Genomic DNA, 26835 nt, shown 5'->3' on the forward strand with positions numbered 1-26835 from the left:
TGTTGTATTGCACTTTTCTTTAAAACCTTTCAGAATGAGCATTTGTTGCACAAGTAAAAGTTACACAAATGCCAGTAAATATACCCGAAACAGCTCAAAAGAGAGTCGTAATTATAGGAGCCGGTTTTGCCGGTTTGCGCCTAGCCCGGAAGTTATATAAACACAATTTTCAGGTCGTACTGATCGACCGGAATAATTATCATCAGTTTCAGCCATTGTTTTACCAGGTGGCAACATCGGGGCTGGAGCCCAGTTCCATTTCATTTCCGCTGCGAAAAGTATTTCAGAAATCAGAAAATGTATTTATCCGGATTGCCGAAGTAAATAAAATCATGTCGGAAAAGAAGTTGATCGACACAACATTGGGCACGGTTTGGTACGATTACCTGGTTATTGCTACCGGAGCAACTACTAATTTCTTTGGTATGGAAAGTTTCGAAACCAACAGTATTCCAATGAAGTCGGTTTCTGAGGCTTTGTTTTTACGCAATACTTTGCTCGAGAATTTTGAAAAAGCAGTGACCATTCGCGATGAGGAAGAAACTAAGCGGCTGCTAAATATTGTGGTGGTTGGTGGAGGACCAACAGGCGTGGAAGTCTGTGGTGCACTGGCTGAAATGAAAAAGTTTGTTTTGCCCAAAGATTACCCCGAGCTTGACTTTAATCTGATGAATATTACCCTGGTTGAAGCGAATGCGCATTTATTGGCCGGGATGACTGAGGAAGCAGGCAAAAAGGCACTAAATTATCTTAGCAATCTTGGAGTTGAGGTGAAACTGAAACATAAGGTTGTGAAATACGATGGAAATACCGTGGAGCTGGAAGATCGGGAGGATCTCGAAACCCGGTCGCTTATTTGGGCTGCAGGCGTAAAAGGGCAAATGCCCGACGGGATTAAAAAAGAAAATGTGGTTCGCGGAAATCGTATAAAAGTGGATGCTTATAACCGTATCGAGGGCTGCGAAAATATTTTTGCCATTGGCGATATTGCCTACATGGAAACAACGAATTATCCGCAAGGGCATCCTCAGGTGGCGCAAGTGGCTTTGCAACAGGCAAGTTGTCTGGCAGAAAACCTAAGGAAGATGCAGAAGAAAAGTACGCTGCGTGCATTTAAATATCGCGATAAAGGCTCGATGGCAACCGTTGGACGAAACAGGGCAGTGGTTGATTTGCCCGGATTGCGTTTTGCCGGATTCCCTGCCTGGCTAGTTTGGATGTTTGTTCATTTAATGTCGATTGTTGGCGTAAAAAACCGCCTGGTAATTTTTATCAATTGGCTTTGGAATTATATGACTTACGACCAGTCGCTTCGGTTAATCATCCGGCCTTCAGTAAAAAGTGTTGAGTGGCAAAATCGTCAGAAATAAACTGGTTTTTTATGTTCGATTCTTCATTCGTGTCGTTCTGCAAGTTTTTAGGGGCTGAACTTCAATGTTCATTTTATTTATCGGAAGGATCTGGTGTCGTAAATATTTCATTTTAACAATAACTGTCTTAATTTTACAAGTTCGAGTTAATATTTAGTAGCAATGGAAGAGCAGAATGAGAAATTTATGCGGGCCGCTATCGAGCTTGCTAAAAAGGGGATGGATGGTAATCACGGTGGCCCGTTTGGTGCCGTGGTGGTTAAAGACAATAAAATTATCGCAAAAGGATACAATCAGGTAACTTCATCGAACGACCCGACTGCACATGCTGAAGTTGTCGCGATACGGGAAGCGTGTAAGGCTTTGAATACTTTTCAACTGGAAGGATGTACGGTTTATACTTCTTGCGAGCCGTGCCCGATGTGTTTGGGTGCCATTTACTGGGCTCGCCCCGATAAGGTGGTTTTTGGTGCCACCAAACAAGATGCGGCAAGTGCACAGTTTGATGATCAGTTTATTTACGATGAACTGGAGAAAGAACTCGACCGCCGACACATACAATTTGAAAATATGATGCGTAAAGAAGCCCGCGAGGTTTTTGAAGCGTGGAATAAAAAGGAGGATAAAAAGGAGTATTAACCGTGTCCGCATTCCGAAGTGTTTTGTAGAATGCCACTCAGCGATATTTTTCTTATTTTTATTGCATGGTCGGCGAAAAAAATCAGGATCAAAACAAACGAAGCGAAGAACTGGAGCTAGAGCTTTCAAAGCTAAAACTAGAATTGGAGAATTCCAGGTTTCAGGAAGAGCAGGAGCGCGAGAAACGTTTGTTTTACCAAATGATTGCCGAGTTTGCTTTTGCCTGGGAGTTGTGGTTTGAACCCAATGGAAATATAAAATACTGTTCGCCCTCGTGTTCCGATCTTACAGGATATACGGCCAACCAAATTATTGCATCGCCGGGAATTGCTGCTTTGCTGGTTTACGATGCCGACAAAGAGAAATACAACAACTTTTTAACCGGAGCATTGAATCAAACACTGGTTAATCAAACCCTCGAATTTCGTGTGCTGACGCGTACCAAACAACTTCGATGGTTTATGATGAATGTACGCGGTGTGTACGATAAAATTGGCAAATACCTTGGAATTCGTGCATCGGTGCTGGATATTAGTCGCCTGAAACACGCCATGGGGCACATATCAGAATTGGAGCGTACAAAAGAATTCGACAGCCGAAACAAACAGCGCCTGCAAACCGAGCTGGAGATGAAAGACCGTGAGCTGGTTTCGTTTTTATTGCAATTGTCGCAGAAAAATGAGTTGTTGAATAAAGCGGTTCACCTGCTTCAGTCGGATGATGCGACGAAATCGAAAAAAGCTACTTCGCTGGTTCTTCAGTTAAAAGAGTTGTTGGAAGCCAATGCCGTTCAGCCGGTTGATTGGTCGATGGTAGAAAATCAGGTAGATAAAATTCATCCCGGCTTTCTCGATCGATTGCAAAAACGACATCCGGTGGTTTCGGTCAACGATAAAAAGTTGTGTTCCTACATTCGTTTAGGTTTGTCGAGCAAGGAAATTGCCGGTCTTCTGAATATTACTTCAAAAAGCGTGGAAATCTCCCGCGTACGATTGCGTAAAAAACTGGGCATTAACGCAAAAATCCGCCTGGTAAATTATTTGGAGCAATTGTAATATTAGGTATTTTGTTGGTCTTCTGTTTTTATTTGTTATGTTGTGTCTATTGTTAAAATGCAGTAATACAATATTTGGAATATTTATTGTTAGGTTGTTTGTTGTTTTTGATGTGTTGTTGTTAGGTTGTGGAAAGTGATGAAATACTATTTTTGCCATAACTTTGGTTTTCAAAATAGTCCGCAATGACACAAAACACAGAAAGTAACTACCGAAATCTATATGATGAGGAAATAGGGCAGCTCGTTCATCAGGGGTGTTCTTCTTCCGATTGGAGTTTAATAAAAGTTTCGCACGATTTTATTCCCGATTGTATTGAGAACTGCAAGTTTTCAGGCTCTATCCGCCTAAACAGTTTTGCCGGATCTGTGAAGCTGATTGGGGGAATTACCTTTAGGACAGGTATTTACAATGCCTGGCTGCACAATTGCGAGGTTGGGAAAAATGCCCTGATTCACAATGTGAGAAGTTACATCGCAAATTATAGAATTGAAGAAAATGTGGTTATTCATAATATCACGACGTTGGCTGTTGATGGCGAAACATCGTTTGGTAACGGAGTGGTTGTTGAAGCAATAAACGAAGGTGGAGGCCGTGAAATTCCTATTTACGATTACCTCTCTACGCATGTTGCCTACATGATGGCCTTGTACAGACACCGGCCTGAAGTGGTGCGTTCGCTAAAAAATATGGTTGCCGATTACACCAAATATGTAAGCAGCGAAATGGGAGTGATTGGAGCCGATTCGAAAATACTAAATTGCAATACCATATTGAACGTTAAAACCGGACCGGCTACCATAATTGATGGTGCGAAGAAATTGCACAACGGAAGTATAAACAGTAATTACGAGGCTCCTGTAAAAATTGGTGAGGGAGTGATTATGGATGACATTATTGTTAGTTCAGGATCGAAAATCACCGACGCCACGCTGGTTTCGAAATGTTTTATTGGCCAGGGTTGTGTGCTCGATAAACATTATTCGGCAGAAAACTCCTTGTTCTTTGCTAATTTCCAGGGATTTCACGGTGAGGCCTGTTCCATTTTTGCCGGGCCTTACACGGTTACCCATCATAAATCAACTTTGCTGATTGCCGGTATGTTTTCGTTTTTAAATGCCGGAAGCGGATCGAACCAAAGTAACCATCTATACAAATTGGGGCCAATTCATCAGGGAATTATGGAGCGTGGCGCAAAAACCACCAGCGATTCTTATGTGTTGTGGCCATCTCGTATTGGTGCTTTTTCGCTTGTTATGGGGCGCCACTATAAACATTGCGATACTACCGATTTCCCGTTTTCGTACCTGATCGAGAGTAAAGACGAAAGTATTCTTGTGCCGGGTATCAACCTGAAAAGTATTGGAACCATTCGTGATACGCAGAAGTGGCCAAAACGTGATAAACGAACTGATTCGAACCTGCTCGATTTGATTAATTTCAATCTGTTGAGTCCTTACACCATTGATAAAATGGTAAAAGGCCGGGAGAAATTGGTAGATATTCAAAAATCTTCGGATGATAAAATCGAAGCTTACACTTACGATCGCATGAAGATCGAGAAGCATGCACTCGACAGGGGAATTCAGTTGTACGAAATGGCGATCTGGAAGTTTTTGGGTAACTCGTTGATCACACGCCTGAATGGAAATGAATATAAAACCGCAGCAGATATTCAAAATGCCCTGCGACCCGATATGAAATTTGGGAAAGGATACTGGGTCGATCTGGCAGGGATGATCTGTCCTTTTGAGGCGCTCGATCAGTTGTTGCAGTCGGTAGAAAATGGTTCGGTGCAGTCGCTTGAGGAAGTTAACTCCGCATTGGCAACCATGCACAAGAATTACTACAACTTCGAATGGACCTGGGCTGTAGATGTACTGGAAAGTTTTTATGGAAAAAGTATTTCAGAGTTCGAGGCGTCGGATGTGATTACCATTGTAAAGAAATGGAAAGAAAGTGTGCTGGGAATTGATCGCTTTTTGTATGAGGATGCGCGGAAAGAATTTTCGATGAGTAAGATGACAGGTTTTGGTGTTGACGGGCAAGACGGCGCGCGTGAGCTTGATTTTACCGAAGTGCGTGGCGAGTTTGAAGATAATGATACCGTGAAAGAAATTAAGGAGCACATGGAGAAAAAGGAACGACTCGGGAGCCGGGTTATTGAACAGATGATGCAGGTGCGAGAATTCAAGCAAACAGTTGAAAATAATAGTTAACCCAAATAATTGAATATGTGTGGAATTGTAGGATATATAGGCGATAAAAAAGCATTCCCGATCCTGATCGGAGGGCTGAAAAGATTGGAGTACCGTGGATATGATTCGGCGGGAGTAGCTTTGTTAAATGGTTCACTCGAAAACTATAAAAAGAAAGGCAAAGTTTCGGATCTTGAAGATTTTGTAGCTGGCAAAACTGATGACGGAACCGTTGGGATTGGGCATACGCGTTGGGCAACACATGGCGAGCCAAGCGATAAAAATGCGCATCCTCATGTGTCCATGAACGGTCACTTTTCAATTGTCCATAATGGTATTATCGAAAATTTTGCGCAGCTGAAACGTGATCTGGAAGCACACGGATATGCTTTTGAAAGTGATACCGATACGGAAGTACTTGCCAATCTTATCGAGTATTTTTATTTGCAGGATGATGAATTGTCGTCAGAAGCGGCGGTGCAGTTGGCTCTGTCGAAAGTGGTGGGGGCATACGGAATTGCAGTACTTTGTAAAAAGGAAAGCGAGAAAATTGTGGTCGCCCGAAAAGGCAGCCCGCTTGTTGTTGGATTGGGAAGCGGTGAATATTTTATTGCAAGCGATGCTTCGCCAATCGCGGAATACACTAATCAAGTGATCTATCTGAATGATGAAGATATTGCCATTCTGCAAAAGGACGGCTTCACGCTAAGTAATGTCCAAAATAATCCGGTTTCGTTGAAGATCAGTAATATTGATATGGAAATCGGGGCGATGGACAAAGGCGATTACGATTATTTTATGCTCAAAGAAATTCACGAACAGCCAAAAACCATTGAAGAAACTTTTCGCGGACGTTTGCAAAACGATTATTCCGAGATTGTGTTGGGAGGCTTACTAAATGTTTTTCCAAAAATCGAGGCTGCCAGGCGGATTGTAATTATTGGTTGTGGAACATCGTGGCATGCCGGGCTGATTGCCGAATACCTGTTTGAAGAATATGCGCAGGTTTCAGTTGAAGTGGAATATGCTTCAGAGTTTCGTTATCGAAAGCCGGTGTTGTCGTCGGAGGATGTGGTAATTCTGATCAGCCAAAGTGGTGAAACTGCCGATACACTGGCTGCTCTGGAACTGGCCAAATCAAAAGGAGCAACAGTCCTCGGAATTTGCAATGTGGTGGGATCAACCCTGTCGCGCGAAACCGAGGCAGGCGTTTATACACATGCTGGTGTTGAGATTGGTGTAGCCTCAACAAAAGCATTTACAGCGCAGGTTACAGTGCTCACGATGATCGCTCTGAAATTGGCCAAACGCAAAGGAACTATCAGCGATGAGGAATACAAAACTTTGGTAAAAGAGCTGGCTGAAATTCCTGAAAAGGGTCGGGCAATTCTGGAAGATGGAGAGAAAATCAAAAATATCGCAGAGAAATATCAGGAGGCAGTAAATGCGCTGTATCTGGGACGTGGTTATTTGTTTCCTGTAGCACTTGAGGGCGCTTTAAAGTTAAAAGAGATCTCCTACATTCACGCTGAAGGTTATGCTGCAGGCGAGATGAAACATGGCCCGATTGCATTGGTGGATAATAATTTGCCGGTTGTAGTTGTGGCGCCTCAGGATGATTATTACGAAAAAGTGGTGAGCAACATTCAGGAGGTAAAAGCCCGGAAAGGAAATGTAATTGCTGTTGTAACCGAGGGCGACAAAGGGTTAAAGGAGATGGTAAACGATGTAATTGAAATTCCAAAGTCGCATCCGGCAGTGGCGCCTTTACTGGCAGTAATTCCATTGCAGTTGCTGGCCTATCATATTGCTTTACTTAAAGGTTGTAATGTTGACCAGCCTCGTAATCTGGCCAAATCGGTTACAGTGGAGTAGTCTTAATGTTTTATGAATTTCTGACGATGAACAATAGTGTTTTCCTTCATCAAATTTATTATATATAAGCCACTTGTGAGATTATTTAAATTGTTTTCCGTTGTTGGATTTTGTAGTGTTTGTTCCAAAACTTTGTTCCCTAAACCGTCTGTCAGAACCATCTGTAATGGTGTTGAATTATTAATTTCAACAATGACTTTGTCTGTAACTGGATTAGGATAGATTTTGATATCATCCGAATCAAAAAGGTTCTGAACTCCAACTTCAACCTCGTTTGTTATCTCAATAGTAAAGGATTTAGAAAACATACCACCTTTCCCATCTTCCGATTGAATTCTAATTGAATATGAGTTTTGTGATTCATAATCAAACATCACATTTGAGAGAAGTTTGTTATCCTTTATAGTAAAGTATTGATTACCAGAATCGCCACTCCCTGATGCTAAATAAAATGTGTGTGAATCCATTGTATCAGAATCAACCGTTGTGAGTATTCCAATCTCTGTTTCCTCATCCGAATTTTCTGAGATTGAAGTATTGGATAGATTTATATTAGTTGGTGGTTCATTCTCATATATTACCTCAAATGGGGAAAAAACAAAATCCAAGTTCATATCCATAATGGGTTCAAAAAATGGATTCTTATCAAATATCATTTCAGAATTACCATCAGAATCGATATCTAAAAAATGTATATCGGAAGGAAATCCATTTAAAGATATATCAAAAGTTGAAAAATATCTTGGTTCAAAATATGTCCCATTGTTTTTAAGATAAGATATTGATATTGGTTCAGTTTCTTTAAACCATGTTTCTCGATTAAAACATAAATCAGTGAATCCATCACCATCCATATCTACAAAAATAGGTGTATTCGGAGGACTTAATTTATTTACATTTAAATTATCGGGAAATACCTTCTCTGTTACCTCAACTAACTCTCCATCGACAACTTCAAATCCTCGAAATAAGGTTTTAAACTCCCCACTGGTATCATAATAACAGTTATATTCGGAATTAATTAAATACAATAAGAATAAATCAGTTTCTTCATTGAATTTAAGGATTGACAATGGATTACCTTCGGTACCAACTTTAATATTATCTTCAAACTCATATAAAATTTTTCCTACCTCTTCGTTTAAATCTACACCTTCTTCACTTCCCTCGTAAACGAGAAGTGTAAAAGTTCTTGTAGTATCATTGGAGTTGGTACCTAACATTATTACATCTTGAAAACCATCCTTATTTAAGTCATAATTTTCAAAATCTACAATTTCTTCATAATTAGTGCTATACTCTCCCTGAAATACAACTTTTTCACCATAATCCCATGAATATATTGTTGTAATCTCTTTCCCATTTTCACCCCAATTTTTTAATTTTCCAATGAACTCGTATTCATCGTCATTATCAAGTTGAATAACTGAACCGTCTGTACATATCGGAATTAATGAATCAACAGAGAAAGTTCCATCCCCATTATTGATATAAACCATTGTCGGACGATGTCTATTTTCTCCGTAATAATCTGGTCTATTCTCGTCTAATCCATGATAAACTTCTGGACCAGAAAGTAAATCAGAAAATCCATCATTATCAATATCAACTTTGGTGAAATGACATCCTTCTGATTTTTGGTTATATATAAAGCCCACTTCATAGACCAAGGAGTCAGTATCAGAATTAGTACCGAGAAATACCCCCCATCTAGAAATTATTTTTTCTTTTTCTTTATCACTCAAAATTGTAGAAACATCACCAACACTATATTGATAAATCTGTGATACAATATCATTAATTCCATCTCCATTCATATCTTCAATTATTGGATTTCTAAGACCCATATTTTGTGAGAATACAGTTTCACCATTAGAATCCTTTTCTAGTAGTAAATCTTCGGTATTCTCCTTTATCAGAACATCAAGATTATTTTTAATGTAATTAGAAATAATAAATTCTTTTTTCTTGTCTTTTTTTAGATTATCAAATGGATAAAGGTCAACCCAACAATCATTTGTTGTAATTGAATTCGAATTGGTATTATTTGGACACACTTTATTTCTGTCCAAAATCCAATCATAGAACTCAAAGTAAAATCTAATTCCCGTCAAAAACTCATTATCCTCTAATCCTATAATTTCACATAAGGGTTGATGTGAATTATATACAAAAACATTTTCATTATCTGTTTGAGATAATTCTATGAAGATTTTATCTGTAGAATCCTGAATCCTCTCCTTTATGTCAAATTCTTCTTCATTTAGGTAGTTAGATGAATCTGGTAGTAACCTTTTAATTCTTACACTCAGGATTTCCATTTTCAGTTTCTTATCAGAAGTAAAAATCTCATCCAAAGAATATTCATTCAGTAATGAATCAACTGTGTAGGTAACCATGAAAGTATCATTCACTGAGAAATTACTTCTTGGATAAACATCAACCGTTTGTGAAAACAGATTGAATTGAGATATAACAATAATAAATGAGATAAGAATTAGAATTTTGGTATAATAGTATTTCATCAATAGTTTGATTAAAGGTTTGTTTACCAAAACTAACTAATTATGTTGAGATTCGGTTCTTTGTTTAAACAAAGCATAACTTGTGTGTTTTAGTATGAGAATCTAGTAGGGTTATTCCTTGATTTCTTACAACGAGATTTTGTGTGGTTCGCATGTAGTTCTTCCTCGGTATATTTAGCGAATGAAATACTTATCGCATAAAATAGCTCGCTTAACGAACTATTTAAGTCGGTGGTCGATAAAATTATTCGCATCAAATCATTTGCGTAACTTTACTATCAGATTAGTTATTGACTTATAATCCTGTTTTACAGATGAACGGCAAAATAGCAATACCCAAAAAGTTCTATTTTATCTTGTTTGCTTCGGTTATTGCTATTTGCTTGTTCTCGTTCACCATCGGCCGCGAACTCTATGCCGATAAAACAGAAAGTATTTTCTCGTTTGGTCTTATTCATTTTGCCGGTTATCTTTTCTTTTTGCTCATGCCTGTTGAGGTGGCATTTATCTATTATTTACCTTATTATTCCGGATTTGACCTCATTGCCACGGCTATGGGGACCGCTATTGTTGCGCAGTGTATCGATTATGTAATTGGTCGCTTGCTTCGTCCGAATAAAATTATTGAACTGATGGGGCAGAAGCGGATTGAAAAAGCCGAGCTAAAAATCAAGAAATTTGGTATGCTTACGATTTTTATATTCAACCTGTTTCCCCTGTCGTCACCGGTAATTGCTTTGGCGGCCGGAATGTTGCGTTACGATTTTCGAAGGTTTCTGGTGGTAAGTATTTTGGGGCTTCTGCTGAAATATGTGGTTATATACCTACTGTTTAAAGGTTAAAATTCAGTAGCAAGGCAAAAGTAAAAAGTGTAAAGGCAAAAGTCTTGCAAGTTACAAGCTTCGAGTATCTAGCATCTAGCATCCGGTATCCAGCATCCAGTTTTCCTAATTCTCGACCCGAATAACCCGATGTTCGATTTCGCTTCTACTATTTTGTCAAATTATTGGCATTGGTGCATAAAAGGATTTTGTCCTTATAAAATAAGTGTAACTTTGCCGCCAGATTTTTAAAAACAAAAAATTATGAAGGCATTTGTATTCCCTGGTCAGGGAGCTCAATTCCCGGGAATGGGAAAGGATTTATATGAAAATTCTGCTGAAGCAAAAGCATTATTCGAAAAAGCAAATGATATTTTAGGTTTCAATATTACCGATATTATGTTCGAAGGTGAAGTTGAAGATCTGAAACAAACAAAAGTGACCCAACCAGCCATTTTCTTACACTCGGTATTGTTGGCAAAAACCTTAAAGGATTTTGCTCCTGATATGGTTGCAGGTCATTCATTGGGCGAGTTTTCGGCACTGGTTGCTAACGGAACACTGAACTTTGAAGACGGTTTGAAACTTGTTGCGCAACGTGCAATGGCAATGCAAAAAGCATGCGAAATTGAACCTTCAACAATGGCAGCTATTGTTGGTTTGGAAGATGCAGTTGTTGAGGAAGTTTGCGCTGAAATCGACGACGTGGTAGTTCCTGCAAACTACAACTGTCCCGGGCAGTTGGTAATTTCAGGTTCTGAAGCCGGAATTGATAAAGCTTGTGCGTTGTTAACTGAAAAAGGTGCAAAACGTGCGTTGAAACTGGTTGTTGGTGGCGCTTTCCACTCGCCATTTATGGAGCCTGCCCGCGAAGAGTTGGCTGCTGCTATCGAGGCAACAACTTTTAATCAGCCAACTTGTCCGGTGTATCAGAATGTTGATGCAAAACCGGTTTCTGATCCTGCTGTGATCAAAGAAAACCTGATCGCTCAGCTTACTGCTCCTGTAAAATGGACACAGATCGTTGAAAATATGATCGCCGACGGCGCTACTTCGTTTACCGAAGTTGGTCCGGGTAAAGTTTTACAAGGTTTGGTAAAAAAAGTGGATCGCAAAATGGAAACTGTTGGTGTAAACAGTTACGAAGGATAGGTCTTCGACTTCGCTCAGACTGACATTTGGATTAGCGAAAAAAAAGCTACATAAAATTGATAAATAAAAAATCCCGGACCTTTCGAGTCCGGGATTTTTTTATGCTATTAAAAGTCTGATTAATCCATGTGTTTTTGAAGCATCCGGTAAATGGTGGATTTTCCGATTCCTAATTTCGATGCTACCAGGCGTACATTCTGATTGTATTTATTCAAAAAGAATTTTACGATTTCGTTGTTATATTCCTCCAGCGTTTTTTCCTGGGCAAGCAGGTTCTGCACACTTTCATCAACGTTCATATTCAGGTGGCTGGCTTTTATCACATCGCGGCTACACATTACGCATGCCAGCTCCATAATTGCTTTCAGCTCCCTGATATTACCGGGGTAGTGGTAGTTTGATAACATTTGTTTTGCTTCCGATGAAAGTGTTTTGGGCTCCATGTCATTTTCGCGGCAAAACTCATCAACAAAAAACTTGGCCAGTAAAATTTTATCGTTTCCACGTTGGCGCAACGGTGGAATTTCAATCGGCAAACCAAGCAAACGATAATAAAGGTCTTGTCGGAACTGGTCGTCGCCCGACAAAGTAGCCAGATTTTTATGCGTTGCCGAAATAATGCGTACATCAAGTGGTATTACATCGTGTCCTCCCAGGCGTACTAACTCGCGTTCCTGTAAAACGCGTAACAGCTTTGCCTGAAGATTTAAGTTCAGGTCAGCAATTTCGTCGAGGAAAAGTGTACCTCCGTTCGCGGCTTCAAATTTTCCGATCTTTTGGAAATCGGCGCCTGTAAAAGCGCCTTTTTCGTGCCCGAACAATTCGCTCTCAATCAGTCCGTCGGGGATGGCCGACACGTTTACAGCTATAAACGGTTTGGCACTTCGTTTCGAGTTGTAGTGAATTCCTTTGGCAACCAGTTCTTTACCGGTTCCTGTTTCCCCGGAAATGGATACCGAAATATTCGTTTGAGTTGCTTTGTTCATTAACTCAAAAACGTGCTCAATTTCGCGGCTGTTACCTTTAATAAGGTTTTTGAAATTGTATTTTTCAGCAACAGCTTCTTTTAGGTTCGTATTTTCCGTTTGAAGCTGATCTGTTCTGTAAATATTTCGGATAATGTTGCTTAGCTTTTCCCGGGTGTCGGGAGCTTTCATAATGTAATCGTAGGCTCCGTTTTTCATCAGCTCGATAGCTGTCGAAATATCGTCTTGTGCTGAAATTACGATTACATGGGTATTCGGAATCTTCTCCTGAATTTTGGCCAGCACTTCTTTCCCTGTCATATCGGGAAGTGTGTAGTCAAGCGTTACCACATCAGGCTTTTCGCTCATTGCGTTAATGAAGTCTGTCCCGTTGTGAAACACTTTTACCTGTAATTGATCATCTAAAAGCTGCTTTTTAAGCACCCTGGCATAAAGCACATTGTCTTCCACAATGTACACTTTGTAGTTGTTTTTGAGTTTTTGGTTGGCCATTTTCTTTTATTTAGAGTTCTTAAAAATAATGAAATGTGATGATCTATCAAATAAAATGTCCAAATATTGGAAAATAATCACGAGAGATTCCCATTTTTAAATTATTTGTCCCGATTTTCCTTGATTTTACAGGGATTTGTAAGTTTTACCACTTATGTTTTTGCGTGCCAAAATTTCACTGCCTATCGAATTCTTTATTCATTTCTGCAGTATTTTATTAAAAATGGCCTTCCTGTTTTGTAGCCCGCTTTCATTTTGGCATCGTTATTTCGAAAAATCTAAATTCATTTTTTGTGATCGTTACAGATGGCATGTATAAAATGTTGGAATTTTAAAAGAGGAATGGCAGGTGTAATTGAAAATGTATTGTTAAATTTAAACAAACGAATTTCAAAAAAAGAAAGAATGAATTATTCCGCATTTCACAAACTAAGTTATGGCTTGTATTTAATTGCTACCGAATTGAACGGCGAAAAGGCCGGGTACATCGGAAACACAGCTTTTCAGATTACTGCCGAGCCATCGAAAATTGCCATAAGTTGTAATAAAAATAACTACTCCGCCCAAAAGATTATTGACAGTAAAAAATTCTCGATCTCTGTGCTGAAGAAGGAAGTTGACACTTCGCTGATCGGAAAGTTCGGGTTTATGTCGGGAGCCGATATTGATAAATTCCAGGGAGTTGAAACCATTACTGCAAAAACCGGTGCTCCAATTGTTGTTGATTCATCGGTAGCGTGGTTCGATTGCAAGGTGATTGATTACGCCGATGTAGGCTCGCACTATTTAATTACTGCTGAAGTGGTTGACGGCGATAAACTATCGGATGAAGAGCCGCTGACTTACGCGTATTATCATGCCAAGTATAAAATGCGTTCACCGAAAAATGCGCCTACTTATATTGATAAAGATAAGTTGGAGGATGAGCCCGAACCGGTCGTTTATGATGAGGTGGTTGAAGAGACAGAGGAAGCTAAAAAAACGGAAAGTGAAGATGGAGTGTATTCGTGTAATATTTGTGGTTTTCAGTACGATCCTGAAGAAGGAGATCCTGCACTTGGAATACCTCCGGGAACGCCTTTTGAAGACTTGCCTGACGATTGGAAATGTCCGATCTGCAATGCTTCAAAAGACGATTTTACGAAGGTTTAATAAGCTGTTAAACGCTATAACGTTCGGTGAGTGCCATCGCAAAATGGTTTATTTTTGGAGTGTTTGCATTGACAAAGCCAAACTTCCTTTTTCTCATCGATATCGAATGGCAGTGGAGTAAATTCCGTTCCCTGGTGCGATCCGTCGCAAAAGGGTTGGTTTTTACTTCGTCCACAGGCGCACCAATAATAGGTGCCCGGTTCAAGCGTTAGTGCTTTTGGTGCTTTTTCAGCTATTACAGGTTTCTTCATACATTAAAATTTTTGTTATCATTGGCACCGGATTGAATTTATTCCAAAAAGAAACTTCTTTGAACGAATTCAATTTTGTGCTCAGTTTTTTGTTTTACGTTCAATAAATATACAAATATGTTGCGTAATATTTTGTTTAGTTGCCTCTTTATTTTTCTATGTGTAACCGCGGTATCGGCGCAGGAAAAACAGCTGTTTTATGTAGGAACTTTTACTTCGGAAGGCTCGGAAGGAATTAACTACTGCAGTTTAGATACCGAAACCGGAGACATTGATTTGCTCACCACTTTTAAGGGAATTGATAATCCATCGTTTTTGCGTTTAGGCCCCGATAAGGAGTTTTTGTATGCCGTTTCGCGCACCACGCCTGAGGTTGAACCGTCGGGAGGATATGTGGTGGCGTACAAGTTGGATGAATTTGGAGGACTGCACTTTCTGAATAAACAAATTGCAAACGGGAGCGGACCTTGTCATGTTGATGTTTCACCCGACAGAAAATATGTGGCAATTGCAACGTATGGAGGAGGAACCACTTCGATTTATCCGGTGAATGAAGATGGCAGTCTTGAAAAAGCACTCACAGTTGTGCGAAACTCCGGAAAAAGTGTGCATCCGAATCAAACGCAACCACACGCGCACTCGATAAAATTTTCGGCAAAAGAACCGAGCATTTTTAGTGCCGATCTTGGAACTGACCAGTTAAACATTTTCCATTTCGAGGATGGCAGTTTAGGACGTTACGAACAGGAATTTGTAAAACTGCCGGCCGGCTCGGGACCGAGGCATTTTGTTTTTCATCCAAGCGAAAATGTAATTTATGTGATAAACGAACTAAACTCCACCATTTCGGCAGTGCGTAAAACGGGAGAAAAGTGGTCGGTGTTTCAAAATATATCAACCTTGCCAAAAGATTTTGATGGCGAGAGTTATTGCGCCGATATTCATTTCTCGAAAGACGGAAAGTACTTGTATGGCTCAAACCGTGGGCACAACTCTATAGCTGTTTTTAAAGTAAAAGCCGATCAGGAATTGACATTTTTAGGAACAGTACCGGTTGAAGGTGACTGGCCAAGAAACTTTGGAATTACACCCGATGGAAACTGGATGTTGGTTGCCAATCAACGCAGTCATAATATCACCGTTTTTAAACTCGATGTTGAATCCGGAATGCCAGAATACAGCGGGAAACAAATAAGTTTGCCGGCTCCGGTTTGTATCGAATTCCGGTAGTTTTTAGCTCAGCTTAGTACTGATCAGTTTTATAAATTCTTCGCGCGTAGCTACTTTTTCAAAAGCACCTGTAAAATCCGAAGTGGTTGTAATTGAATGTTGTTTTTGTACACCACGCATTTGCATGCAAAGGTGTTGTGCTTCAATAACAACGGCAACTCCCAGTGGTTTCAGCGTGTCCTGAATACAATCTTTAATTTGCGTTGTTAGTCGTTCCTGCACTTGCAAGCGACGAGCAAAAACATCAACAACACGTGCAATTTTACTTAACCCGGTAATGGTTCCGTTGGGAATGTAGGCAACATGCGCTTTTCCGATAAACGGAAGCATGTGGTGTTCGCACATCGAATAAATCTCAATATCTTTTACGATAACCATTTGGCGGTAGTCCTCTTTAAACATGGCCGAGGTTAAGATTTCAACAGGATCCATTTGGTAACCCTGCAACAGAAACTGCATGGCTTTTGCCACTCTTTCCGGCGTTTTGTCGAGCCCCTCGCGCGATGGATCTTCGCCAACTATCTGCAAAATCTCCTTGTAATGCCCTGAAAGTTGTTCGGTTGCTTCTTCGTTGTATAAATCAGTTCGCTGGTATCCGTTTGAGTTATTATTCTTTAATGAACACATTGTTGTTAGAATTTTAATCCATACAAAGATTAACTTTTTTTTATAAAATCAGTATGAATGAATAGATGGATTTGATAAGGAGTGAGACGATGACTTGTGATAAAAGCAAGGATGAAATACAGATGTAGTGTGATAACAGACATTGATTTGAAACGTATCGGAGACGGAAAATACAAAATCTAATTTATGGAAATTTTGATTGTAGCAGCCACTACAATGGAAATAAAACTGATTGTTGATGAGCTGGAAAAAGTAGAGGAAGAAAGTCACTTTGTAAAAACTTACCGATTTGGAGACTTCAATATTGATATTTTGGTATCAGGAATTGGAAGTTCGTTTGCCACTTTTCATTTAACAAACGCACTTCGCGAGAAAAAATACGATGCCGTAATTAATATTGGTTTGGCCGGAAGCCTTACACAGGAGCTTAAAATTGGTGAGGTTGTGAACGTAGTTAGCGAAGAATTTGCTGATTTGGGTATTGAGAAACAGCATGAATTTCTTACGTTATTCGAATCGGGATATATTGGAATAAACGATTTCCCGTTTGAAAACGGTTTGTTGAAAGCAAGTAATTCAAACGGTTGGATAAAGTTGAAAAAAGTAAAAGGAGTTACCACTAATAAAAGTTACGGACGCGATACCAGTATTGCCGAAATGCGCGAAAAATTTACCGCACATGTAGAGTCGATGGAAGGTGCAGCAGTATTTTATGTTTGCAATTGGATGGGGGTAAAATGCTACGAAATACGATCGATATCGAATTATGTAGAACCCCGCGACTCGGCAGAATGGAATATTCCTTTGGCACTTGAACGCCTGAAAGAAGCTTTGTCAGTCATCTTAAAACAAGTACCTGCACCTGTGGGTTAAGTTCGTTCTACACCCTTAATTTTTAAGTATAGCTGACATAAATCTCGGTCTATTCTCCCAAAGTGTTAAATTATAGTAGGAAAAGCAACCATTTTTACTCCGGATGCATCTGTTTATGTACAATTTTTTGGCAATTCAAAAAAGTTAAATTTATTTTGCGTTGCGTACAATAAAAACCAAAGTGGCTGGTTCTTTATTACAAAAGCCACATTTTTCAGAAAACAGAGTTTTTGCTGTACCAAACGAAACCGCTTTAAAATGATAGTTGTAACAGGAGCAGCCGGGTTTATCGGAAGTTATTTAGTAGGAAAACTCAATCAGGCAGGATACAAAGACCTTATTTTGGTTGACAAGTTCGATGACCCCTGGAAAGATTTAAATCTTCTGAAAAAAGATTACCGCGAGTACATTGATCGGGATGAGTTTTTTAAATGGTTAATTAAAAATGCACAGGACGTGGATTTTATTTTTCATTTAGGGGCGCGTACCGATACAGTGGGGCAGGAGCCGGAGCTCTATCAGCAACTCAACTTAATATATTCACAACGTCTTTGGAATATTTGTTCCGAAATTCAGGTACCACTTCTTTACGCATCGTCGGCCGCTACTTATGGTAACGGCGAAGATGGTTTTTCTGATGAGCATCAAAAAATTCGGGATTTGCGACCGCTTAATTTATACGGTTGGTCGAAACACGATTTTGATGTGTGGGCGCTGAAACAGTTTCGCACACCTCCGTTTTGGGCGGGTATGAAATTTTTTAATGTTTACGGACCAAACGAATACCACAAAGGCCGAATGGCTTCGGTGGTGTTACACGCTTATAAAACCATAAAAGAAACAGGGCACATGCAGTTGTTCCGCTCGCATCATAAAGCGTATAAAGACGGTGAACAAAGCCGCGACTTTATTTATGTGGAAGACATTGCCGATGTGATGATGTATTTTATGGAGAACCAGGATAATTCGGGAATTTATAATGTAGGTACCGGAAAAGCCCGTTCTTTTCTCGACCTTACCAAAGCTGTGTTTAGCAGTATGAATATAAATCCGGATATCTCGTTTATAGATACACCCGTTGATTTGCGCGGAAGGTACCAGTATTTTACCGAGGCGGAAATGCAGAAATTGCGCGATGCCGGTTACAAAAAACCTTTTGTTGAATTAGAGGAAGGCGTTAGCGAGTACGTTAATAAATACCTGATGGCGGAAGCCTGTTTTTAAATTCCGGTTTCGTTTTTTACCCGAATAATTTTAATTTTACCTCAAACAGCGATTGATGAAAAAGATTTTTCTTCACCTTCTTTTTGTGGTAATTGTAGTAGCCGATTTAATTGGCGAGTATTTACAGAATCCCCAAATCGATCATATTGCAAAGCCTTTACTTTTAATCTGGATTGCGGGTTACTTCTTTTTGCACTCAAAGAACATCGATAAAAAGGTGCTGCAGCTCGTCGGAGCAGGATTTCTTTTTTCGTGGATTGGCGACTTGCTGATGATGTTTGCTGCTGATTTTACCTGGTTTGTTTTAGGGATTGCGTCGTTTTTGGTGGCGCAGGTATTCTATATTTTCCTGTTTTTGCGCACCATCGATCTTTCGGGGAAAATGCCTTTTTTAAAGAAAAAGCCTATGTGGCTGATCCCATATCTGGCCTTTGGCTTAATTGTTTATATTGTTCTTTTTCCACAGCTTGATTTAGTGTTGCGTTTTGCCATTTTTGTGTATATGGTTGCTATTTTAACCATGTCGGCAATGGCGCTTAACCGCTATGGAAATGGCCACCCGGTAAGTTTTAGCCTTGTGTTTGCGGGCTCGTTGTTTTTTGTTTTGTCCGATTCGCTGATTGCAGTCAACCGTTTTCTGGTGGCAATTCCCTTCGAAGGTTTATTTATAATGACAACCTATATTGCTGCCCAGTACTTAATAATGATGGGATTATTAAAGCAGTACGAATAAAAAATCCCGACTGATCAGCCGGGGTAAATTGTTTTTCTGAGATTATTACAGTGGATTTTTTTTTATTCTCGATCCCTCACTCTGTAGCTACGGTGTACACATAAACTTATTTGAAGCCATTTTAATAGCCGGTTTTCAATATGCGGCGCAAGGAGTGCCTCAATTTTAAACCTCGGTAGCAATTGCGCCTTTTTCTCTTTTGCTTTAATTCCCAGGGCTGCGCTTCCTTCGCTCGCTTACCCTGGGTTAATCGATTACGCACCTTTGGTGCTTTAAGCCCCGAATGGGGCGACAGTCAATAACCCGGTGCGTGTGGCTGAGTTTACGAAGCCACTTAGCGCCGGGTAGCGGAGCTACAAAAAAATCGTTCGGCGAATAAAATTGATTCGGATTGCCCGATTGTTCCGAACGAAAAATTGTTACCAAAAAATTGAAAATGGGAATTCAGCATTTATGTACAACGTAGTCGCACTGAAGGGAGCTTCCCTCTCAATGGGAGTCAGCTATTAGCTGATTTCTGCGTTACATTAATGCTGTTTTCTCTTGCTAAGGGAAAATGTCGACAGACAAAAGGGTAATGTATACAAAAGACACGCTATATTATTTCCGGACAAGCACGGTTTTAGTTTACGCAAATATCTTACTGTTTGAAGCTATAATTTTATCGATAAATATTAAAACCGAAACAGCAATAGTAATTCCGGCAATGCTTAAAGGCAAAGTTCCCAGTTTGCTGAAGAACGAATCGTAACTCTGCGTTAATCCTTGTCCGGCTTCGGGGAGCAGTTGCCCAATTTGGCTGTCGGCCTGCATGCCGGTGTTGCTTACAACGAAAATGGCTGCCAGTAACATCACAAAAAGTATCGAAATAATCCAGAAACCTTTTCCAAGTATCCTTTCCGACTTAATTTGTTCGAGTGCACTATCCTCCTCAAAAATCTTATTCATTACCTGCACCGTAAAACCCGATCCTGGTTTTTCCAGTTCCATGTTTTGCAGGAATGCTTTTAATTTTATGTCTTCCAATTCGTTCATAATATAGTGTATAATTCATCCTTCATTAATTCATTCAAAATAGTATAGAGCTTTTTGCGTGCTCTGTAAAGCTTCACTTTTGTATTGCTCTCCGAGAGTTTTGTTACTTTGCTGATCTCTTCGATCGATTGTTCCTCGAAATAATACAAAAGTATCAGTGTGTATTCATCTTCCGGTAGTTTATCCATGGCAGCTTTTATGGCTTGCGCCCTGTTTTCTTCCGGTATTCCATCCAGGTTCATTTCATCAGCTTCGTCGGCAATCTGCACATCGTCGGTTGATGCAAAATGCATTTTTCGTTTCCTGACTTCCGAAATACAATTGTTGTACGTAATGCGGTAAAGCCAGGTCGAAAATTTTGCAGTGCCTTTAAAGGTGTGCAACGACTTGTAAGCTTTTATAAAAGTCTCCTGCGCCATTTCTTCGGCGTCTTCACGATTTTTAAGAACTTTCATTGCAATGGAAAAGACAATATCCTGGTATCGCTCAACGATATAAGAATAGTAATTGGTCTGTCCGGCCTTTACTTTTTCGATGTAATAGATATCATCTTTCTGCTCCATTCGCTCTTTTGACGTAATAATGAATTGCAGGTTACAAGTTACGAAGAAAAAGTTTCTTGCAGATGGCGCGGATTACACAGATAATACCTTTTCACCACAATAGGCACAATAGAGATCATTAGTTTTCTGAGAGGGAATTTATTGTTTCACGCAGATTACGCTGATATCGCAAATTGAATTAATGATAAAGGAGGCGTATATATAGTAATGATTTCTACTGTGTCTTTTTATTAATTGTATTAAATCCGCGTTTATCTGCGAAATCTGCGTGAAATGAATCATCAGCAAGAAAAAAATCTGAAAAGTTGTAACCGCAGAAATAAAGTCGCGTCATAAGAGCGAAAACAGAAAAAAAAAAACAATTTAAAAATTAATATCATGGAAGGAATTTTCGTACCAATCGGTTTTTTTCTGGCAATCTTCGCCATCTTGTATGTTTACTGGACAACACGTACAAAAGAGCGCCTGGCGCTGGTAGAAAAAGGGCTTAATGCCGGAATATTTAAAGGTGAATGCTCGCAGCTTGCACTGGTAAAGTGGGGAATCTTTTTAATTGCTGTAGGATTAGGCGTACTTGTAGGATTTGCGTTATCAAACGTAATTAATGAAGTTGTAGCCTTCTTTACCGCAATCCTGGTTCTCGGAGGAGTTGGCTTAATTGTAGCTTACGTTATTACTTCGAAACTGTTGAAAAAGAAAGAGGAATAGTTAGCAGAGGGGACACAATAAAAAAGCGGATGAGTTATTTTTACTCATCCGCTTTTTTTATGTTACTCCGAATAAAAGCGAATTACTTTTCGTATAGCTTCCTGGCACACCGGGCAAAAACCTTCGGCTTCGTTGGTGTTCATGCGGCAGTCGATATGCGGACTGTAAATCCCTTCGGCCATGTAGCCGCCACCTTCGTATACTCCAACGGTATTTCGGTATTTATCTTTTCGTGGTGTTGGAACCGGCGTGTCCGCGTCGATCATATTTTTCCATTTCTTATCGAAATCAACCAAAGTGGTAATGTTGGGTTCCCAAGGTTCAATTTCAAGGTTGTAGAAATCTTCGTAAGCAACTGCCGAATTGTAATATTCATCGCCCAAACCAGCAAATCCATGACCAAATTCGTGAACGATAATTTTTGGTGTCAGTTCATTGTCGGCTGTGCAAACGGTAACAAAATTATAGAATCCGCCGCCGCCGTAACGCTCGGTATTCACCAGCACGTAAATCTGATCGTAAGGAACGCTTGCAGCTGCATCGTATACCGTTTTCATATCGGCAGTAGTCAGGTAACGCGGCAAATCGAAGGTGTAATAGCTGGTATTAAAATAAGTGTTTTTGTAAATGTGTTCGCCCGGAACGTCGGTTCCCGAATCTGCTGAAGGAGCAAAAACAGCATGCACATTAAAGTTGGCTTTCTCCGATTTAAAAGGTTCGGTATCGAACAAATACCCCGAAACTTTTGCAGCATCAGCATAAAAATCTTCCATTTCGGCAGCGGTGTAACCTTCAGCCAAAATTGCGATATCTACTTTTTTTGCCGGATCGCCGTTGTTAACAATATCCTTTGTTTTAAAGCCGGGCGTTTCTTCCTTCAAAATAAAATAATCTTTAGGGTCGATATCAGTGGTATAAATTGTTTTAAATGTTCCGTCCCACTGGCGGGCATCAATTTCAAGGCGCACATCGTTTTTCGGAAACGGAAAAAGCGCTGCCTGGTAAAACGTTTTATTGCTGGTTTTGGCGTCGGCAGTGGTTTGCCACTCCTGGAAAAGCGTGCTAAAACCTTTGCTGTAAATCAGCTCGTCGCTTTTTACATCGAAAACGCGGTAACGGTAACTTCCGTAATTAAATACATCGATGAGGTTTATTTTCGAACCACCCCAAAATGGCTCCTGTTTCATTTGCTGCGGATAAACCACAACTTCTTTACTGTTTCCGCCCAGCAGAAAATCGAACCGAAAAGTTTTGTCCTTAAAATACGTATTGAATTTCGGCTGTGCGAACGATAAAAAGGGGATTATTAATAGAATAAAAGAAAACTTCAACTTCATTTTATGCTCATTTATTATTTTTGGCTGAAAATAAGGATACATTTAGACACAAAGTATGACATATGCAACCACTTTTCTTTTAACACCGGTTATTGATAAAATCAAGTTGTCGATATTATTCGTTTCTCAGAACAAATAGCGTTTTTTAATCTCAACTATTAATAATAAATTGATGACTGATTTTATAGAAGTGTTAGTATTGCACGACTTTTTGAATAAACCGAAAAATAAGCTTTAAACAAATGAATATTCTTTATAGATATCTGCTTGATCATATCCGTGAAATCGGAACAATGGAGATTTTGGCCAAACCTTTAGCTGCATTAATTTGCCTCGTGCTTATTGTTTTTGTGGCGTGGTTTGCACATTTTGTAACACGGAAGATCTTTTTGGCGATCGTTCAGCGTATAGCGCGCCGTACCAAAACACATTGGGATGATATTTTAATTGAAAACCGCGTTTTTAAAGGGCTGGCACATTTGGTGCCTGCATTTATATTGTATTATACGGCCGATTTTTCGTACCCCGATATTCACCAGCAGGTGAGTGAACTGGCGCCGGAGGTTTACAAATCGTTATCGCAAGATTATTACTGGGGACTTACTGATCTGTTGACCAAAATATCGCGGATTTATTTTATTGCGATTATCGTTTTTGTGGCCAACTCGACTTTAAATGCTGCATTGCAGATTTATAATACTACCGAGTTTGCGCATAACCGCTCGATAAAAGGATATGTGCAGCTGGTGAAGATCTTTGTGTTTTTTATGGCAGGCATTCTGCTGATCTCTGTTTTGCTGGGAAAAGATCCAACAGCATTGCTGGCCGGTTTGGGAGCTATTGCCGCAGTTTTATTGTTGGTTTTTCGCGATACGATACTGGGGTTTGTGGCTTCTATTCAGCTGTCGGCAAACGATATGGTGAAGATTGGCGACTGGATTCAAATGGAGGCGCACCGTGCCGACGGAACAGTTATCGATATTACTTTGAATACGGTAAAAGTTCAGAACTGGGATAAAACAATTACCACCATTCCAACTTATGCGCTGGTTTCCGAGTCGTTCTTTAACTGGAAAGGAATGGAAGAATCGGGTGGGCGACGTATAAAACGTTCGGTTGCCATCGATACCAATACCATTAAATTTTGCGATGCTGCCATGTTGGAGCGTTTCGAAAAGTTCGACCTGATTCGGGATTACGTGAATGATAAGGAGCGCGAACTGAAAGAACACAACAAAGGCCGGAATTTGAAAGATGAGGACTTTATAAGTGGACGTCATCAAACCAATGTTGGTATTTTCAGAAAGTACCTGGAAGTGTACCTGCGCCAGCATCCGAAAATCAAACAGGATCTTACCTTTTTAGTTCGCCAGTTGCAACCGGCAGGCAAAGGTTTGCCAATTGAAATATATGTGTTCAGCGCCGACCAGGAATGGGCAAAGTACGAAGCTATCCAGGCCGATATTTTCGACCATATTTTTGCTGTTATTCCGGAGTTCGAATTGCGGGTTTTCCAAGAACCTTCAGGTGCTGATATTGAAAAGATTGCGCGTCGGTAATCCTTGTGAAAAATCCTTCGGTTTATACTTTTTTAAAAAATCAGTTTCTTACAATTTGTAAGTAATAATATGTTTTAAAGCATCTCAGATTAGTGATTGTAAATTTTACCTACATTTGTGCTATAATTTGAAACTAACTCAGAAGATTTGAAACATGAAGTCGAATGATTATTTAGAAGAAAAACCGGCTGAAATTGATGAGCTGGACGAAAAGATATTAAAGCTTATTACAAAAAATGCCCGAATACCTTTCTTAGAAGTTGCCCGTGAATGTGGAGTTTCAGGTGCAGCTATTCATCAACGTGTTCAGCGCCTGTTAAATATTGGTGTTGTACACGGAAGCGAATTTGTTGTTAGTCCGCAAAAACTGGGCTACAACACTTGTGCATACATGGGGATTTACCTCGACAAGGCTAAGTACCACACACAGGTTGCCGAAGCTTTGCGAAATATTCCGGAAGTGGTTGAGTGTCATTACACAACAGGGCCGTATGCCATTTTTGTGAAAATTCAAACAAAAACCAACAAGCATTTAAAACGTTTGATCGACGAGCAATTGCAGGATATTGAAGGAATTGCCCGCACAGAAACGTTCATGTCATTGGAAATGGATTTTAAACGACAAGTACCTATCAAATAAAAAAAGGCCGGTTTTTAACCGGCCTTTTTTATGCGTTATCGTATTATGTCTTATATGAGGTCCGTATCAATACCTAAAGGTTTATTTTGTTCTGAATATCAATTCGTTTACCCCATTCCCTAAAGGGAGCGAATTGATTGTCTCTGCTCCCTTTAGGGGAGGGGTATTCAGAGAAAATCAATTTGCGTTTTAGGTCTGAACGGATATAAATAATGTCTTAATCTTCTGTGTAAACAAAATTGTACGATTCGTCGTGTTGACTAATGTCCAAACCAACTTTCTCTCCGTGAGGTGAAATTCGCATCGGAACAATCATATCGGTTATTTTGTACATCAACATCGAACCTCCGAAAGTAAAAATTCCAACAATTACCAGTGCCAGTAAGTGATAAAGGAAAGTGGTGATCTCTCCGTGAATCAAACCTACTTCGTTGGCAAAAACTGCGGTAAACAACATACCTGTAATACCACCCATTCCGTGAGCAGGGAATACATCCAGCGTGTCGTCCAGTTTCGATTTTGTACGAAGTGTAATGGCGTAGTTACTAATAATAGCGGCAATTACACCAATAAATATACTCGAACCAACATTTACAAATCCGGCGGCCGGCGTAATGGCAACCAAACCTACTACAAGTCCGATGGCAGCACCAACGGCAGATGGTTTTTTACCTTGTGCGGCATCAAAAAAGATCCAAGTTAACATGGCCGCTGCCGATGCGGTATTGGTATTAACCAGCGCTGATGCAGCAACAGAATCGGCTGCCAGTGCTGAACCGGCGTTAAAACCGAACCAGCCAAACCAAAGCATACCTGCACCTAATAAAATGTAAGGAATGTTTGCCGGCTTAATTTCTTTGTTGGCATCTTTTCTTCTTCCGAGGAACATCGCCCCTGCCAAAGCTGCAAAACCTGCCGACATGTGTACAACTGTTCCACCGGCAAAGTCAAGTACTCCCCAGTTGCGCAGGAATCCGTTCGGATGCCAGGTCCAGTGAGCCAGCGGTGCATAAATAAACAATATAAAGAGTACCATAAACAACATGTAGGCTCTGAAGCGCACTCTTCCGGCAAAAGATCCGGTGATAAGAGCCGGTGTAATTATGGCAAATTTTAGCTGGAACATTGCAAAAACTGCAAACGGGAATGTTGGTGCAAAATCGGGATGCGTTCCTCCATTCACTCCTCTAAACATAAAGAATGTTAATGGATTACCAAACAATCCAAAACCTTCGCCTCCAATACTATCGCCAAAAGCAATACTAAAACCAACTACAACCCATAATACACTTACAATTCCCATGGCAATATAACTTTGCAGCATGGTAGAAATAATGTTTCTCGACTGGATCATTCCTCCGTAAAAGAATGCTAATCCCGGAGTCATTAACAATACTAAACCTGTTGCAGTCAGCATCCAGGCCGTATCTCCGGCATCGAGGTTCGAAGTGTCAATTTCTCCAACTCCTGTAGGAATAATTACGCCGAGCGCGGCAACAATTACCAAAAGAGCCAGAATAAACCACCAACTAGTTGAATTTTTCATGTCTATAATTTTAAGGTTACTAATTTCAAGTCTGTACAGCACCACGCAACTCAGAATTTCAAGTTGAAATTGAGTTGTTTTTTGTTGCTGAAATAAAGCTGTCTATACCTGTTTTAGATTTTTATTGCTGTCTGTTTTTATAAAAATCTGTCATAAAAGTATTAATTAACATGAAAATGGTAGTCATTTGTAGAAGATTGAAAGTAATAGAGGTCTTAAATTAACAAACTGATAATATTTTTGC

The 26835-nt window shown here is 39.9% G+C and carries 23 protein-coding genes; 15 read left to right on the plus strand and 8 right to left on the minus strand.

Annotated features, from left to right (window positions below; genetic code table 11):
- Positions 1-68: 68 nt before the first annotated feature.
- The 5 genes from QZ576_RS03015 (at position 69) to glmS (ending at position 7137) form a co-directional block, all read left to right on the plus strand.
- Positions 69-1370, plus strand: a complete 1302-nt coding sequence (locus tag QZ576_RS03015) for an NAD(P)/FAD-dependent oxidoreductase (RefSeq protein WP_297093926.1) — start codon at positions 69-71, stop codon at positions 1368-1370.
- 162 nt (positions 1371-1532) lie between these two features.
- Positions 1533-2009, plus strand: coding sequence for a nucleoside deaminase (locus tag QZ576_RS03020; protein WP_297093928.1), 477 nt, complete (start codon positions 1533-1535; stop codon positions 2007-2009).
- Between the two features lie 65 nt (positions 2010-2074).
- On the plus strand, positions 2075-3064 hold the full coding sequence (locus tag QZ576_RS03025; protein ID WP_297093931.1) for a PAS domain S-box protein: 990 nt from the start codon (positions 2075-2077) through the stop codon (positions 3062-3064).
- 185 nt (positions 3065-3249) lie between these two features.
- Entirely contained in the window at positions 3250-5283 is a 2034-nt protein-coding gene (locus QZ576_RS03030) for a DUF4954 family protein (RefSeq protein WP_297093932.1), read from the plus strand.
- Between the two features lie 15 nt (positions 5284-5298).
- Positions 5299-7137: a glutamine--fructose-6-phosphate transaminase (isomerizing) gene (gene glmS / locus QZ576_RS03035; protein ID WP_297093935.1), complete on the plus strand. Its 1839-nt coding sequence runs from the start codon at positions 5299-5301 to the stop codon at positions 7135-7137.
- 2 nt (positions 7138-7139) lie between these two features.
- On the opposite strand, the gene QZ576_RS03040 is transcribed toward glmS, so the two are convergent.
- Positions 7140-9662: a T9SS type A sorting domain-containing protein gene (locus QZ576_RS03040; protein ID WP_297093937.1), complete on the minus strand. Its 2523-nt coding sequence runs from the start codon at positions 9660-9662 to the stop codon at positions 7140-7142.
- 314 nt (positions 9663-9976) lie between these two features.
- Between QZ576_RS03040 and QZ576_RS03045 the strand changes: the two genes are divergently transcribed.
- Positions 9977-10504 (plus strand): VTT domain-containing protein, encoded by a 528-nt coding sequence (locus tag QZ576_RS03045; protein ID WP_297093939.1) that lies wholly within the window; start codon positions 9977-9979, stop codon positions 10502-10504.
- Positions 10505-10747: 243 nt separating this feature from the next.
- Positions 10748-11635: an ACP S-malonyltransferase gene (gene fabD, locus QZ576_RS03050; protein ID WP_297093941.1), complete on the plus strand. Its 888-nt coding sequence runs from the start codon at positions 10748-10750 to the stop codon at positions 11633-11635.
- 119 nt (positions 11636-11754) lie between these two features.
- On the opposite strand, the gene QZ576_RS03055 is transcribed toward fabD, so the two are convergent.
- Complete coding sequence (locus QZ576_RS03055) at positions 11755-13113, minus strand: sigma-54 dependent transcriptional regulator (RefSeq protein ID WP_297093943.1); 1359 nt, start codon at positions 13111-13113, stop codon at positions 11755-11757.
- Between the two features lie 405 nt (positions 13114-13518).
- Here QZ576_RS03055 and QZ576_RS22530 point away from each other — a divergent pair, with 405 nt between their 5' ends.
- Positions 13519-14265 carry a flavin reductase gene (locus QZ576_RS22530; RefSeq protein ID WP_367270440.1) on the plus strand — a complete coding sequence of 249 codons (747 nt, stop codon included), beginning with the start codon at positions 13519-13521 and terminating at the stop codon, positions 14263-14265.
- 14 nt (positions 14266-14279) lie between these two features.
- Here the strand turns inward: QZ576_RS22530 and QZ576_RS03070 are convergent, their stop codons facing one another.
- The gene (locus QZ576_RS03070; protein ID WP_297093944.1) at positions 14280-14516 is read right to left on the minus strand and encodes a CDGSH iron-sulfur domain-containing protein; all 237 of its coding nucleotides are present in this window, start codon (positions 14514-14516) and stop codon (positions 14280-14282) included.
- Positions 14517-14633: 117 nt separating this feature from the next.
- On the opposite strand from QZ576_RS03070, the gene QZ576_RS03075 reads away from it, so the two are divergent.
- Positions 14634-15746 carry a lactonase family protein gene (locus QZ576_RS03075; RefSeq protein WP_297093946.1) on the plus strand — a complete coding sequence of 371 codons (1113 nt, stop codon included), beginning with the start codon at positions 14634-14636 and terminating at the stop codon, positions 15744-15746.
- A 3-nt stretch (positions 15747-15749) separates the two neighbouring features.
- Here QZ576_RS03075 and folE read toward each other — a convergent pair whose 3' ends face one another.
- Entirely contained in the window at positions 15750-16373 is a 624-nt protein-coding gene (folE, locus tag QZ576_RS03080) for a GTP cyclohydrolase I FolE (RefSeq protein WP_297093948.1), read from the minus strand.
- 186 nt (positions 16374-16559) lie between these two features.
- Between folE and mqnB the strand changes: the two genes are divergently transcribed.
- The 3 genes from mqnB to QZ576_RS03095 all read left to right on the plus strand — a co-directional run bounded on the left by mqnB (position 16560) and on the right by QZ576_RS03095 (position 19203).
- Positions 16560-17246, plus strand: a complete 687-nt coding sequence (mqnB, locus tag QZ576_RS03085) for a futalosine hydrolase (protein WP_297093950.1) — start codon at positions 16560-16562, stop codon at positions 17244-17246.
- 258 nt (positions 17247-17504) lie between these two features.
- Positions 17505-18470 carry an ADP-glyceromanno-heptose 6-epimerase gene (rfaD, locus tag QZ576_RS03090; protein WP_297093952.1) on the plus strand — a complete coding sequence of 322 codons (966 nt, stop codon included), beginning with the start codon at positions 17505-17507 and terminating at the stop codon, positions 18468-18470.
- Positions 18471-18525: 55 nt separating this feature from the next.
- Positions 18526-19203, plus strand: a complete 678-nt coding sequence (locus tag QZ576_RS03095; protein WP_297093954.1) for a lysoplasmalogenase — start codon at positions 18526-18528, stop codon at positions 19201-19203.
- Between the two features lie 627 nt (positions 19204-19830).
- On the opposite strand, the gene QZ576_RS03100 is transcribed toward QZ576_RS03095, so the two are convergent.
- Together QZ576_RS03100 and QZ576_RS03105 are read right to left on the minus strand one after the other, a co-directional pair.
- A complete protein-coding gene (locus QZ576_RS03100) occupies positions 19831-20238 on the minus strand; it encodes a hypothetical protein (RefSeq protein WP_297093956.1) in 408 nt (135 codons plus the stop codon).
- Entirely contained in the window at positions 20235-20801 is a 567-nt protein-coding gene (locus tag QZ576_RS03105) for a sigma-70 family RNA polymerase sigma factor (protein ID WP_297093958.1), read from the minus strand. The genes QZ576_RS03100 and QZ576_RS03105 overlap by 4 nt, the downstream gene beginning before the upstream one ends.
- A 378-nt stretch (positions 20802-21179) precedes the next feature.
- On the opposite strand from QZ576_RS03105, the gene QZ576_RS03110 reads away from it, so the two are divergent.
- A complete protein-coding gene (locus QZ576_RS03110) occupies positions 21180-21509 on the plus strand; it encodes a DUF6249 domain-containing protein (protein ID WP_297093960.1) in 330 nt (109 codons plus the stop codon).
- Between the two features lie 62 nt (positions 21510-21571).
- On the opposite strand, the gene QZ576_RS03115 is transcribed toward QZ576_RS03110, so the two are convergent.
- Positions 21572-22846 carry a M64 family metallopeptidase gene (locus QZ576_RS03115; RefSeq protein WP_297093962.1) on the minus strand — a complete coding sequence of 425 codons (1275 nt, stop codon included), beginning with the start codon at positions 22844-22846 and terminating at the stop codon, positions 21572-21574.
- Positions 22847-23088: 242 nt separating this feature from the next.
- Between QZ576_RS03115 and QZ576_RS03120 the strand changes: the two genes are divergently transcribed.
- Together QZ576_RS03120 and QZ576_RS03125 are read left to right on the plus strand one after the other, a co-directional pair.
- The gene (locus QZ576_RS03120) at positions 23089-24405 is read left to right on the plus strand and encodes a mechanosensitive ion channel domain-containing protein (protein ID WP_297093964.1); all 1317 of its coding nucleotides are present in this window, start codon (positions 23089-23091) and stop codon (positions 24403-24405) included.
- A gap of 154 nt (positions 24406-24559) precedes the next feature.
- Positions 24560-25045 (plus strand): Lrp/AsnC ligand binding domain-containing protein, encoded by a 486-nt coding sequence (locus tag QZ576_RS03125; RefSeq protein WP_297093966.1) that lies wholly within the window; start codon positions 24560-24562, stop codon positions 25043-25045.
- Between the two features lie 217 nt (positions 25046-25262).
- Here the strand turns inward: QZ576_RS03125 and QZ576_RS03130 are convergent, their stop codons facing one another.
- Complete coding sequence (locus QZ576_RS03130; RefSeq protein WP_297093967.1) at positions 25263-26591, minus strand: ammonium transporter; 1329 nt, start codon at positions 26589-26591, stop codon at positions 25263-25265.
- Positions 26592-26835 lie beyond the last annotated feature (244 nt).

It is taken from the genome of uncultured Draconibacterium sp., assembly GCF_913060805.1.
GTDB lineage: Bacteria > Bacteroidota > Bacteroidia > Bacteroidales > Prolixibacteraceae > Draconibacterium.